The organism is Chitinophaga silvisoli (assembly GCF_003412465.1).
Classification (GTDB): Bacteria; Bacteroidota; Bacteroidia; order Chitinophagales; family Chitinophagaceae; genus Chitinophaga; species Chitinophaga silvisoli.
In genome coordinates, this window is sequence record NZ_QTJV01000013.1 from 92,400 (window position 1) to 105,341 (window position 12,942).

Sequence of the window (12,942 nt, forward strand, 5' to 3'; positions counted from 1 at the left end):
AAACGAGCGAATGGAAACAATATTCATCAAACCGCATGCGCAGCAATATCAGCCATATGGATCTGCTCAATCCCCTTCAGGAGAGCATCAGGCATATAAGAAATACTGGTTATTCCCTGCTTTACAAGATACAGGGCCATCTCCGGGAAATCACTTGCCGCCTGCCCGCAGAACCCCACAGGAATTATCTTCTCATGCGCCTTCCTGATCGTATCCGCTATCATTTCCAGTACAGCAGGGTCTTTTTCATCAAACAGTTCAGCGATCTGGGTGGCATCCCTGTCGATCCCCAGGGTCAGCTGTGTCAGATCATTGGAGCCAATTGAAAAGCCATCGAATATAGCTGCCAGTTTTTCGCCCATGATTACATTGGCGGGGATTTCTATCATCACATACACTTCCAGCCCGTTTTGCCCCCTTTCCAGCCCTAATCCGGCCATATATTTCAGCACCTGCTCTCCTTCCCTCACTGTACGACAAAAAGGAATCATCACTTTTACATTGGTAAAGCCCATTTCATCCCTTACTTTTTTAATGGCCGCACACTCCAGGCGAAAGCCATCTTTATATAGATCATGACAATATCTGGAAGCGCCCCTGAACCCTAGCATCGGATTAGGTTCTACCGGTTCAAATTGTTTGCCTCCCAGCAGGGCAGCATATTCATTGGTCTTAAAATCACTCATCCGGACCACTACCTGTTTGGGATAAAATGCCGCGGCAATGGTTGCAATCCCCTGTGACAGGCGATCGATGAAATAAGCCGGCTTATCCGGGTAGCTGCTGGTCAGCTGTTCTATTTTTTCGCGTACCCCGGCATCCTTCAGTTCATTAAACTTTACCAGTGCCATAGGATGCACACCGATAAATGAAGCAATGATAAATTCCATACGCAGCAAGCCAACGCCGGCATTGGGATAAAATGAAAGCCTGAAAGCCTGTGCAGGATCACTGATAATCAGCATGGGCAATACATGTTCCGGCAGTGAAACCGTATCCAGGTCCTTCTTATCTTCTCTGAAAGGCAGTATGCCTTCATAGACAATGCCGGTATCACCTTCACAACAGGACACTGTAATGGCCTGCCCATCACGGATTGCGGTGGTGGCATCCTTACAACCTACAACGGCTGCAATGCCGGATTCGCGGGCCACAATAGCCGCATGGCTGGTTCGCCCGCCAGTATTGGTCACCAGTGCACCCGCTTTTTTGAATACGGGATCCCAGTCAGGGCTGGTAGTATTGGTAACAACTATATCCCCGGCTTTGATCTGCCAGGCATCGGCAGGAGAAGAGAGGATCCTGGCAGTTCCTGCTACCACCTTACTGCCGATAGCAATACCTTTCGCCAGCACCTCGCTTTTCTTTTCCAGGTGCCAGGTAGAAAGGTACCTGCTATCTTCCCTTGAGTGCACAGTTTCCGGTCTGGCCTGTACAATGTACAGCTGCCCGTTTACCCCATCTTTTGCCCATTCGATATCCATGGGCAGGCCATAGTGAGATTCTATTTTCACTGCCCACTCGGCCAGCTGCAATACCTCCTGATCTGTCAATACCATTTCCTTTTGTTTGGATACAGATACAGGAATATTTTCCAGGGCATTACCATGCTCGCCAAAGCACAGCATCTTATCTTTGGAACCTACGCGCTTCCGGATGATGGTATGTGTAGGTTTAAATACCAGGTATTCATCAGGTACGACCGCTCCCTGAACGATATTTTCCCCCAGGCCCCAGATGCCGTTTACCAGCACGACGTTACGGAATCCGGAGTCCGGATCCAGGGTAAAACATACACCGGAAGCGGAGAGGTCAGAGCGAACCATTCGTTGTATACCGACGGACAATGCAACTTTTTCATGTTTGAATCCATGATCTTCCCGGTATTTGATGGCCCTGTCAGTATACAAAGAAGCATAACATTGAATGACGGTCCGGATCAGGGCATCTTCTCCCCTGATATTTAAAAACGATTCATGCTGGCCGGCAAAACTTGCATCCGGCAGATCCTCAGCCGTGGCACTGCTTCGTACTGCCACGGGCCATGATTCATCGCCGCATAATTTACGATAAGCTGCCAGCAGCTCTATGCTTACCTCCTCCGGCAAACTTGCATTGAGCATGAGTTTGCGGGCTGCAGCTCCTTTTTCAGCCAGGTTAGACCACTCTTTCCTATCCAGTTCCCGCATCAGCTGGGCCAGGGGTTCCCATAAGTTATTATAATCCAGGAAGACCCAGAATGCAAATGCGTTTGTCGCAAAACCATCCGGCACATTAATACCGTCTCCTTTAAATACCTGGTACAACTCGCCCAAAGAAGCATTTTTACCACCTACCTGGGGTATATTATTCAAGCGGATCTCCGCAAAATGCATGATGAAGCTTTCCATCTCCTTACTATTTATTGTGTGCAATAAAAAGTGGCCATTGGTGTTCTCTTACCAATATATCCGCCATGCTTGCCTTGAATACCATGGATAAGGCGTTGCGCTGGTAAGCACCCATTATGACCATAGATTCCTTTTGTTGCTTTCGCAGGAAGAGGGGGATTTCCAGCTCAGGTTGTCCTTTGAGTAAATGATACTGTGCCTGGGGAGTATGCAAAGACACCAGCTCTTTCACCATATCATTGTACATGGCCGTTTCCGGCAGGTCTACACTGATGACATCCAGCGGCAGCCCATTTAATACGGGCAAGAGGTAGCCGAACATTTTAAATGCATAGATGGAAACCGGGGTACCATCGAATAGCCAAAAAACCCTTTTAATATCAGTGTAGTGTTTCGGTAGTACCAATACCGGGCATTTTGCATTGGCAAGAATTTCCCGTACAAAATGCGTGGGAGATTCTTCCCGGTACCGGGTCATAGATTCACTGGCATCCATGAGCAGGAGATCGGCATAGCGGCTTTCTTTAACGAGGTCCTTCGCAGCCATCTCCCTGTCGCGGTGTACGAGGTAAGAGATACCAGCGTCCTTACAGGCGTTTTCAAACCTGTCTACAGCCGCATTCCGCTCCTTCCGGTCTTCTCGAACCAGGTCTTTCACACTGTCGAGCGCATATTCTTTTTCACTGTATAACTGGTAAATACCGCGGCTTGTGTACGTTGGATCTTCCAGGAATACACCTGTAATTACAGCATTGTGCTGAATACCCATTTTAACTGCATATTGCAGGGTGCTGTCTGAAAACTTTAAGCCATCAAAAACAGCCAGTATCTTTTTCATAAAACAACTAATCAGTGGTGAGCAATAAATACTGCCTGGCTAATTAACTTAATCACAGCATTTGCATGACTTGGACGCAGGAAATTAGAAATCATATTGCGGCCATAGGCACCCATTACGATAAAGGCCTTATCACGTTCCATCAGTAATTCTACCAGTCCTATTTCCACATTTCCTTCTGTAGAAAGGAAGTCCAGGTAATTATAATGAGAGTGCATCCATTCGCGGAATTTATATCTCTCTTCCGGGCTTACCTGTTCCGGGTTAATACTGACAACGACTGTTTTTAGATCTTTAAATTGGGGAAAAAGGTAAGTGAATTGTTTAATTGCATGAATGGAAGATGCCTTTCCATCATAAGTAAACACCAGCTCACTGATACTTGTAAAAGTATTCGGCATAATTACTACGGGGCACTCAGCATTGCTCATGACATCCTTTACAAATTCAGAAGGTGTGCCTTCCGGGTTGGCTGTAAAAGAGGTGCCTACGTTGAGTAATATGAGATCGGCGTACCTGCTTTCCAAAATCACCTCTGCAAGTGGATTGCCACGATCCCTGTGTACAGCACAGTCGATCCCTTTACTTTCACAGGCAGTTTTGAAGCGCTGAATATTAGTGTCACAGGTATGTTGTTTCAGGGAAACAGGTTCCTCCGTTACATTGAGCCCGGCATTTACAGCAGCTGCTCTGATCATGCTGTCTGTTCGCATTTCGGATTCATCATTTTCCAGGAAGATGGCAAGTAATTTTGATTTGAACAGGCCACTGATATAGCCTGCAAATTCCAGGTTTTCAAGATGCAGGTCGAGTGCGTCTGTAACGAATAATATCTTTTTCATAACGATCATTTTTACAAATGACAGGATGAAGTTGTACGAACAATAATCCGGGGGCATAGAAGCATTCATCAGGCAATCTTCACTTCCCTGAATACAGGATCCAGGCCGGCGGATTTATTGCCGATACAACTTCATCCTTCATCCTACTACTGAATGACTACGTGTTTGGTCCCATTTGCTTTACGGGCTTCTTCGGTCTTTGGCAGGTATAACTTCAGGATACCATCTTTGTATTTAGCTTCCACTTTGTCTTTGACTACGATTGCCGGCAGTCTGAAGCTCCGGGAAAAGCTGCTGTAATTGTATTCCTGTCTGGTCGGGGTTTCTTCCTCTTCTTCAGTTTCTGCACTGATGGTGAGTACATCATTGTCAATGTCGATTCTGAAATCATCTTTGTCCATTCCCGGCGCAGCCACAGTCAGCTTAAACTGATCCTTTTCTTCTGTAATATTTACAGCAGGAACGGTAGCGGTAATAGTTCTTCCGCCATTGAAGTCAAACAGATCTTTCCAGGGTTTAAAATAATCATCGAATACGGAAGGCAGAATGGAAGTTGCCTTGGTTAATTCCTTAGACATAGTTACCTCCTTGTTTTTAATAATTAGTGAAGAATATTGGGATTATACTTTCTAAAATTCAGGGCCATTTTTACGATATGAATATACGATGTGTTTCATACTGAAAACAATGATCAGGAGTACATCAAAAATTGATTTTCATCACCATGTTGCCATTGTTACTGAAGCATTGTTAAGTACCTGCTGGTATAATTTTTCAACATCTTCTTTTTGACACAAAGCAGTGCCCGGATGTAAGGTGGCAGCTGTACCACAGGCGATGCCATAACGTACAGCGCCCAGGAAACCGGCTCCTTTTGAAAGTCGGAGTACGATACCAGCCAGCATGGAATCGCCGGCACCTACAGTACTTAATGGCTTAACAAGCGGAGCAGGAATCATTACCTGTTCATCTTTGGTTACCAGGATACAGCCTGATGCTCCCAGGGATACCACCACAACCGCACTTTGGCCCCGGTTGATAATCTGCCGGGCCGCCTGGTATACGTCCGGCTCAGTAATATGTTCATTGCCTGCATAGGCACCTAATTCTGTGAGGTTAGGTTTAATCAGGTATACGCCTTCTTTCAGGGCACATTCCAGTGCCTTGCCTGCAATATCCACCACCAGTTTTGCCCTTCTTTTTTTGACAATGGCAGCAATCTCTCCCATTACTTCAGGTGGCATGCCTGGTGGCAGACTTCCACTTACCACGATATAATCATCCGCCGCACATTTGTTGATAATTTCCAGGCAGGGTTGCCATTCTTTTTCACTCACGGTTGGTCCCGGCATGCCAAAACGATATTGTTGCCTGGTGGAAAGATCCAGGACCACCAGGTTCTCCCTCGTCTTGCCGCTGATAGTCACGTTGATAAAATCAAGGTGTTCTTTTTCTACAAGTGAGGAAAAGAAGCGACCTGTATACCCGCCTGATAAATAAACGGCGGTTGAATGTTCGCCCAGGTTCCTGATAGCTCTGGACACATTTATACCTCCTCCTCCCGGTTCAAATACCGGCTGAGAACAGGCCAACTTTTTTTCAGGCACCAGGTGACCTATGGTAGTGCTTTTATCAATTGCCGGGTTGAAGGTGAAGGTGATGATACGGTTCATAACACTGGTTTTAGTTGCTCAAAAAATTATTCTAAAATTGTTGTTATACTGGTGACTTGCCTATCGTCTTCATTTTACTTTGTTGTAGATATCTTCATAGAACCTGGTCGCTCCGTTGCTGCCGGGCCAGGCCACCTCGTAAAGGATAAATAGGGGAACTTTTTTTTTCAGTGGAAAAATGAGTTGCCCTTTGTCAGCTGCAAGGTCGCATACATTGGCAGGTGTATCTGCCAGGTATGGATGCACGCCGGGTTCCAGCATTTCTGCCAATTCATCCACATTTTCCACACGAATACATCCGTGGCTGAAATACCTGCCATTAAAAAGGAAATAGCTTTTATTGGGCGTATCATGCAGATAGGTACTATATGGACTGAAAAAGTTAAGTTTGATTATACCAAGGGCATTATCACACCCAAATAATTGACGTATTTTATATGGAAAATTATCCCGGTTCAGCTGTTGCCAATGTATGGAGGAAGGATCCAGCACTTTACCGTTCTTGTCCAGTACCTGGTAATTGCCATAATCAAGGTATTCCAGCGGCGCACTTTTGATAGCCGGCAGCAATTCTTTGACAGCTATATCATGCGGTACATTCCAATACGGAAACAGGATCACCTCGTGTACCTGGCTCACGAGTGGTGTGGTGGGCGTTGCCGGTTTTCCTACTATGCATCGGGTGTAAAACAGCACGGAATCCCTGTACATATAAAAAAGGTTAGCAGCAGGAATATTTACAATGATCACTCCCTGCTCCTGTTGCACGCTGTTCAGCCATCGCCAGGTATTAAGTGCATGCTTTACTTCATACAGGCGCTTCTGCACGGGTATATTTAATTCTTCAAGAATGCCTTCCCGGATCTTTCCATCTTCCATCATTTCGAACATCCGCTGTGCGATCCTGAGTTTAATCCTGAGTGAATCTTCATCCATTCCATAATCAAGCGTATCTGTGATTCCCAGCTGGGATAACTTTTCTATCAGCGGATGGTTGTTACTGTCCAGCGCCTCACTGGTAATGGGCGGACAAGCCAGGTCTTTATTAAGCTCCATGACCGCCAGCTGTTTTTTCAGCTCCCTGTAAATTGTATGATGGGGTTCAAGTTTTTCAGGCAAAGCTGCTAAACTACCAGTGTGAATTGCCCCCAGGAGACTGTCTGCTATATTTAAACTGTTAGGGTGGTAATTGATCCCGTTGTAGGAAACACGGTTTTCCTGTTTGCCGAAAGCTATATCTGTAAAAAAGGAGACTGCTGCATTGGTCAGTTCCTGCTCAATGCCCAAAGTATCCAATGTATGTATATTAGAATTGAGCAGTAGAATGGTTTTATAAGCATAATCCTTTTCATCAAGGCCATACCGGGAAGCCCCGGCAAATAACTGACAGATTATTTGCCGGTTGGAGGTATCAGATAGCCAGGGTATATGTTGCGCCTTTGCAGGCGAAAACATGCATAAAAAAAAGACAGTTATAAAAAACCAATGTTTCATAGCTCAAGCGTGGTGCGCGATAAAAACAGGATATTTATTCTCGTATATATCGCTGATACAAAAACTCTTTTTAAAAATATCGGACCAGCCGGAACGACCAAATGCACCGGTTACAAGGATGGGATTTTTGATATCTGCCATCCATGTGTGGAAGTAATCTAATTTATAGAGTTCCAGCTCCTGGAAAGTAAGTGAACTGAAATGACGGGCAGCCAGTTCTTTGATGTAGTCCTCATCCGGCAGTGACTTATGAGACCTGCGGCAGGCATACACCAGGGTAGTGTTTACCTTACACAAATCACCGAATAGATAGGCAAACATTTTAATGGCAAATACAGCGGACTGGGTGCCATCATAAGCAAGGATGATATTTTCGGGAAACTCAAATCTTTCCGGGGCGACAATTACCGGGCATTCGGCATCGTGCAGGATGTCGCGCATAAATTCATCTGCCACGTCCTGCTGCAGGTAGTCATAAAACTGCTGACTGCCGATGATCATCAGGTCTGCAAACCTGGTTTCCTTCTGGAGCTTTTGTAATGTATAGGGAGAATTATCCTGGTGTACACGGAACTCAATATTATTCCGGTTACACTCATATTCGAATTTTTCGATATTTTCTGCTACCTTATTTTGGTCTATTTCCATTTGTACAGGCATGTACATACCTCCTCCACCCAATACATAATTCAGTTCAGTAAAATCAAAAGCTGGTAAAAAAACGCCGATCAATAATATCTTTTCACTTTCATTTAACCTTTTAGCCAGTTCAAATGCTCCATTGGAATAATGTGTGCCGTCGTAGGCAATTATTATTTTCCTCATGGCTGTGGTATTAAAAGATGAATAATTGGGGAACAATTAAATTTCCGAAGATCGCCAGCCTTCAAAAATGACTTTCATCATGCGAGGTTCTGATATTCATATTGGATATGGACGTGAAATCAATGAATACTATGACAGATGTCATTGATTTGGGGAACTTAGTAGGGGTAACTTCAGGTAGAGGATTACCCCAACTGACTGGAACCTAATTATTCCTTTCGTTAAGATTAAAAAAATTCCATATGAAAAATTCATTAAAAATATTTTTCATCAAAGGAATTCCGATTCAGCTACATTGGACATTTCTGGTATTTATTGCCTGGGTAATTCTTATGCTGGTAATAGCAAGGGAGCCTTTAAATATAGCTTTTGTCAGCATCGGTGAATTATTGGCGGTATTCCTTTGCGTATTGCTGCATGAACTGGGGCATGCCTTAGCCGCTCAATTTTACCAGGTTCCCATCCGGGAAATCCAGCTCCTGCCTATAGGTGGTCTGACATTTTTTGAAAAACAGCCAGCTCTTCCCCGGCAGGAAATAATCATCAGTATGGCAGGTCCCCTAGTAAACGTAATTATCGCCCTGCTAATGATTCCATTGTTGCCAACCGGAACAGTGTTCTGGAAGTTAACCGAGATAGCAGGCAATGTACATCCGGCTAACTTTTTTCATTTCTTATATAACATTAATGTAATTCTTGCACTGTTAAACCTGTTACCTATACTGCCTTTGGATGGGGGAAAAATATTAAAAGGGATCCTGGCACTTATTCTCAAACCATCTACTGCCTTCCGGGCAATTTTATCTATCAGCAGGGTAATGAGCCTTGTATTGACCATAGTCGGATTAATAACAGGCAATCTCCTGCTGATTATTTACGGCTGTTTCCTCCTGTTGATGTCAACAGTTGAGAAGAATAACTATCTCCTGGCTTCATTGCTGAGAGACGAAACGATATCGGATGTTATATCGCAGGACTTCAAAACAATACATGCAGCTGCGACGCGGCAGGAAATACTTGACACACTGTGCAGCGACAATGACAGGTATTATGTATTGACAGATAATGGAGAAATGATAGGTGTCCTGGACAAGGAAACAATCCTGCGTGCACTAATGAACCGTGAAGAAAAAATGGTTTTAAAAAAACTCATCATTCCGGATTTGTCTTTCCTGTCTGCAGACAGTAAGCTAACAGATGTGTGGAGCCGACTGCCGGCCAGGGCGGACCTGATAATGCCCGTGATGACTGCAAATAAAAAAATGATTGGAGTCACCAGCAGGGACCATATTATAAGTTTCCTGCTGAATCATGCCATGACGAACCAAACAAAGCAGGCCCTATAACATTTTTATTCCTGCTGCACGGACAAGTTTGACATGAGTGAATACAGGACCCAGACAAATCTTTCATCTTAAATATACCACAATGAAAAACGAAGAAAGTAAGCTTGTTTATCTCGTGGAGGATGATTCGGATGACCAGGAAATATTGGTAGCAGCTATACATCAGATTAACCCGGGCATTACTATGCAGGTGTTTGAAAATGGAATGGATCTGATGAAAAGCATTGATATAAATTACAATGCTGACAAACCTTGCCTTATTATCCTTGATTACAATATGCCATTTTATACCGGTGCAGAGGTTTTAAAAAAATTAAATGCATTGCATTGTCTGCAGGACATTCCAAAACTGGTCTGGAGTACTGCCGGCGACCTCAATACCAGGAACGAATGTATCAGCAATGGCGCAAGCAACTATTATGAGAAACCATATAACATCTCGGGATATTCCCAGTTAGCAGCCAATATGCTGGGATATATCATATAAAAACTTTAGTTATGAAAGCACTTGTTTATAAAAGTATCGGTCAGGTATCCCTGGAAGAGAAACCTCAACCAGGGCTCATTGCACCTACGGATGCAATTATTAAAATATTAAAAACCACCATCTGTGGTACAGACCTACATATACTTAAGGGCGATGTAAAGGAAGTGCCTTATGGTCTTACATTGGGGCATGAGGGCATCGGTATCGTGGAGGAAACAGGCAATGCTGTCACCAATTTTAAAAAGGGAGACCATGTACTCATCTCCTGTATTACCAGCTGCGGTAAGTGTGAATATTGCCGAAAGGGTATGTACTCTCACTGCCATGAAGGAGGCTGGATCCTTGGCCACCTGATAGATGGCACACAGGCTGAGTATGTCAGGATTCCCTACGCGGATACAAGTTTGTACCATATACCGGCAGATACCCATGAGGAATCCCTGGTGATGCTCAGCGACATCCTGCCTACCGCTTACGAATGCGGGGTACTCAACGGCCAGGTGCAACCGGGAACTGCGGTGGCAATCGTAGGTGCAGGACCAATAGGACTGGCAGCACTTACAACTGCACAGTTCTTTTCACCAGCTACCATTATTATGATTGATACAGATAAGCACCGCCTGGAAGTAGCAAAAAAAATGGGGGCCACACATGCCATTAACAGCAGTGAGGAAAATGTGATAGAAACAGTAATGGCCCTTACTGAATACGAGGGGGTAGATACTGCCATGGAAGCGGTAGGCATACCGGCCACTTTCGAATTATGTACCCGCCTGATAAGGCCCGGTGGCAAGGTGGCCAATATAGGAGTGCATGGTAAATCCGTATCCCTGGCACTCGAGGACCTGTGGTCAAAAAACATCACTATTACAACCCGCCTGGTTGATACCTGTACCACACCTATGCTGCTGAAGACCGTAAGCAGTAAAAAACTGGACCCGGCATCTTTTATCACACACCGGTTTAAATTTTCAGAAATAGAAACAGCATACAGCACTTTTGGCAACGCTGCCAAAGAAAAGGCATTGAAAGTAATTATTAGTAATGAATATTAAAACGCTCATATAATGAAAAAGATTATTGCAGTCATCGATGCTGTTAATTTTACAGCACAGCAGGTAGATGCGATCACCACAATTACGTCTTTGCAGGATCATAGTCTGACGATATTGATGCTGGAAGATACAAAGAGTGCAAACCAGCTCTTGTCAGCAGCAGGCATGGAAGGCCTTGCCGGCGGCTATTACCAGAAATTACGGGAAAGTGAGCATGAAAAAAAGGAGCTGATAGAAGACAATTATATCGCGTTGAAGAAAGCGTGCAGGGATAAAAACATCGCTTGTACCATCAAAAACATCCGGGGTATTGCTGAAGATGAAGTGATCAATGAAAGTCGTTTTGCAGATCTGCTGATCATAGGAAAAGCCCTCTCCTTCCCCTATTTGTATGATACCAATCCCAGCGGGTTCGTAAAAAATATGCTGACAAGCGCGCAGTGTCCTGTCATGGTATTATCTGAAGATGTGCATAAGATAGATGGAGTAGCGTTTTGTTACAACGGCACTTATTCTTCAATGTATGCAATTAAAGCATTTACAGCCTTATTTCCTGAACTGATCAACAGGCATTGTGAGATTGTGTATGTATGTGAGAAAGAGGAGAAAACGATCCCTCACAAAGAGCAGCTGCAGGCGTACCTGAAGACGTATAATGCGCATCTTACTTATAAGATATTGACTGGCCAGCCGGATAAAGCGATCCAGGCTTACCTGGATACGAGGACAGACCTCATTGGTACTTTTGGAGCATATGGGCGTAGCAGGGTATCAAGGTTTTTTAACAGCAGCAGTGCTGACAATATTATACGTAATCTGAAAGGACCGGTGTTTATTACACATCCTTCTCTTCATTCCTGATAAGTGGGGAGGGCAACCTCCCCTTTTTTATTTCCGGCGAATGTTGCTTTTAATTACTCAATTGATTAAGCTTGCCAATGTCCAGCAGGTAAATAACCCCATTCCTGATATCTATTAAATGCTCATCCCTGAAATCAGCCAGGGTACGTGCGAAAGATTCTTTCGCAACGCCGGCAAGTGCGGCGAGGTTTCCCCTGCTGAATTTAATCCCGACATTACTATCGCCGCCTATATTATATTTATTAAAAACCGTGAGTAAAGTATCTGCGGCCCTTTTCCTCAGTGAATCGTAGGCCACTCTTAATAACTGTACCTCCTTTTCTTCGATAGAATGTGTCAGCATCCGGATAATCTGTTCTCTCGCATGCTTATTGGCAACTGTCAATTCTTCAAAATCTTCTATAGGAATAATCGCCAGTACCACCTGACCGATGGCTTCCGCAGTGTCGCTGTAGCGGGTCTTTTCCAGTACCGGTATATATCCCAGAAAATCTCCTTCATTAAACAATCCCGAGATGAACTCTTTCCCGTCTTCATCAATTTTATAGGTTTTCACCATCCCTTTCAGGATAAAATAAAGGTAGGAAGGATGATTGCCTTCCTGGTAAATAATTTGTTTACTCTTAATGGTTTTTATATTCCGGTCCTTAATGAGGTTTTTAAATGGCTCCGCTTCCTGGGCAGGATCCTGGATGGGGCCAGGGGGCTGCACCTTGACACTGCTTATTTTGGCATGAGACGATTTCCTGAGCTGGCATTCTATAGAACTTAGCAACTCCGAGGGATTAAAGGGCTTGGTAATATAGTCATCAGCTCCCATATCCATTCCCTTGCGGATTTCGGCTCTTTCCGCCCGGGCGGTGAGTAAAATAAAGGGAACTTTGCAGGGTTTGTCATCTCTGTTGAGCATTTGGAGCACAACGAACCCGTCAAGAATAGGCAATGACAAGTCACATACGATCAGGTCCGGATGTTGTGATTCAGCTAACAGTAAACCTTGTTTTCCATCGGCAGCCTCTAGTACATGGTAGTCTGCCATTTCCAGTATTTCAACTATATTCTCTCTGATTGCCTGGTTATCTTCAATAACGAGTATTGTAGCCATAGCGGTTTGGAATTGCGCAGGGTAAA

Annotated in this window: 12 protein-coding genes; 4 read left to right on the plus strand and 8 right to left on the minus strand. The window is 44.4% G+C overall.

All coding sequences use genetic code 11. The features are described 5' to 3' along the window. Positions 1-26: 26 nt before the first annotated feature. The 7 genes from ppsA to DXN04_RS27920 all read right to left on the minus strand — a co-directional run bounded on the left by ppsA (position 27) and on the right by DXN04_RS27920 (position 8,062). A complete protein-coding gene (ppsA, locus tag DXN04_RS27890; RefSeq protein WP_116856700.1) occupies positions 27-2,390 on the minus strand; it encodes a phosphoenolpyruvate synthase in 2,364 nt (787 codons plus the stop codon). A gap of 7 nt (positions 2,391-2,397) precedes the next feature. Then, positions 2,398-3,228 carry a universal stress protein gene (locus tag DXN04_RS27895; protein WP_116856701.1) on the minus strand — a complete coding sequence of 277 codons (831 nt, stop codon included), beginning with the start codon at positions 3,226-3,228 and terminating at the stop codon, positions 2,398-2,400. Between the two features lie 11 nt (positions 3,229-3,239). Then, positions 3,240-4,070: a hypothetical protein gene (locus tag DXN04_RS27900; RefSeq protein WP_147320083.1), complete on the minus strand. Its 831-nt coding sequence runs from the start codon at positions 4,068-4,070 to the stop codon at positions 3,240-3,242. Between the two features lie 146 nt (positions 4,071-4,216). Next, positions 4,217-4,648 carry an Hsp20/alpha crystallin family protein gene (locus DXN04_RS27905; protein WP_116856703.1) on the minus strand — a complete coding sequence of 144 codons (432 nt, stop codon included), beginning with the start codon at positions 4,646-4,648 and terminating at the stop codon, positions 4,217-4,219. Between the two features lie 141 nt (positions 4,649-4,789). Continuing rightward, the gene (locus DXN04_RS27910; RefSeq protein WP_116856704.1) at positions 4,790-5,743 is read right to left on the minus strand and encodes a 1-phosphofructokinase family hexose kinase; all 954 of its coding nucleotides are present in this window, start codon (positions 5,741-5,743) and stop codon (positions 4,790-4,792) included. Between the two features lie 69 nt (positions 5,744-5,812). Then, entirely contained in the window at positions 5,813-7,198 is a 1,386-nt protein-coding gene (locus tag DXN04_RS27915) for a L,D-transpeptidase family protein (RefSeq protein ID WP_158569192.1), read from the minus strand. A 42-nt stretch (positions 7,199-7,240) separates the two neighbouring features. Beyond that, positions 7,241-8,062 (minus strand): adenine nucleotide alpha hydrolase family protein, encoded by an 822-nt coding sequence (locus DXN04_RS27920; RefSeq protein ID WP_116856706.1) that lies wholly within the window; start codon positions 8,060-8,062, stop codon positions 7,241-7,243. Positions 8,063-8,304: 242 nt separating this feature from the next. Between DXN04_RS27920 and DXN04_RS27925 the strand changes: the two genes are divergently transcribed. The 4 genes from DXN04_RS27925 (at position 8,305) to DXN04_RS27940 (ending at position 11,811) form a co-directional block, all read left to right on the plus strand. Beyond that, entirely contained in the window at positions 8,305-9,408 is a 1,104-nt protein-coding gene (locus tag DXN04_RS27925; protein ID WP_116856707.1) for a site-2 protease family protein, read from the plus strand. 82 nt (positions 9,409-9,490) lie between these two features. Then, complete coding sequence (locus tag DXN04_RS27930; RefSeq protein ID WP_116856708.1) at positions 9,491-9,895, plus strand: response regulator; 405 nt, start codon at positions 9,491-9,493, stop codon at positions 9,893-9,895. An 11-nt stretch (positions 9,896-9,906) separates the two neighbouring features. Beyond that, the gene (locus DXN04_RS27935; protein ID WP_116856709.1) at positions 9,907-10,950 is read left to right on the plus strand and encodes a zinc-dependent alcohol dehydrogenase family protein; all 1,044 of its coding nucleotides are present in this window, start codon (positions 9,907-9,909) and stop codon (positions 10,948-10,950) included. Between the two features lie 12 nt (positions 10,951-10,962). Beyond that, a complete protein-coding gene (locus tag DXN04_RS27940) occupies positions 10,963-11,811 on the plus strand; it encodes a universal stress protein (RefSeq protein ID WP_116856710.1) in 849 nt (282 codons plus the stop codon). Positions 11,812-11,860: 49 nt separating this feature from the next. Here the strand turns inward: DXN04_RS27940 and DXN04_RS27945 are convergent, their stop codons facing one another. Beyond that, positions 11,861-12,916, minus strand: coding sequence for a response regulator (locus DXN04_RS27945; protein ID WP_116856711.1), 1,056 nt, complete (start codon positions 12,914-12,916; stop codon positions 11,861-11,863). Positions 12,917-12,942 lie beyond the last annotated feature (26 nt).

Excerpts from the sequence above, each read along its gene's own strand:
- ppsA (WP_116856700.1), bottom strand. The coding sequence starts at position 2,390 with ATGGAAAGCTTCATCATGCATTTTGCGGAGATCCGCTTGAATAATATA.
- DXN04_RS27895 (WP_116856701.1), bottom strand. The coding sequence starts at position 3,228 with ATGAAAAAGATACTGGCTGTTTTTGATGGCTTAAAGTTTTCAGACAGC.
- DXN04_RS27900 (WP_147320083.1), bottom strand. The coding sequence starts at position 4,070 with ATGAAAAAGATATTATTCGTTACAGACGCACTCGACCTGCATCTTGAA.
- DXN04_RS27905 (WP_116856703.1), bottom strand. The coding sequence starts at position 4,648 with ATGTCTAAGGAATTAACCAAGGCAACTTCCATTCTGCCTTCCGTATTC.
- DXN04_RS27910 (WP_116856704.1), bottom strand. The coding sequence starts at position 5,743 with ATGAACCGTATCATCACCTTCACCTTCAACCCGGCAATTGATAAAAGC.
- DXN04_RS27915 (WP_158569192.1), bottom strand. The coding sequence starts at position 7,198 with ATGTTTTCGCCTGCAAAGGCGCAACATATACCCTGGCTATCTGATACC.
- DXN04_RS27920 (WP_116856706.1), bottom strand. The coding sequence starts at position 8,062 with ATGAGGAAAATAATAATTGCCTACGACGGCACACATTATTCCAATGGA.
- DXN04_RS27925 (WP_116856707.1), top strand. The coding sequence starts at position 8,305 with ATGAAAAATTCATTAAAAATATTTTTCATCAAAGGAATTCCGATTCAG.
- DXN04_RS27930 (WP_116856708.1), top strand. The coding sequence starts at position 9,491 with ATGAAAAACGAAGAAAGTAAGCTTGTTTATCTCGTGGAGGATGATTCG.
- DXN04_RS27935 (WP_116856709.1), top strand. The coding sequence starts at position 9,907 with ATGAAAGCACTTGTTTATAAAAGTATCGGTCAGGTATCCCTGGAAGAG.
- DXN04_RS27940 (WP_116856710.1), top strand. The coding sequence starts at position 10,963 with ATGAAAAAGATTATTGCAGTCATCGATGCTGTTAATTTTACAGCACAG.
- DXN04_RS27945 (WP_116856711.1), bottom strand. The coding sequence starts at position 12,916 with ATGGCTACAATACTCGTTATTGAAGATAACCAGGCAATCAGAGAGAAT.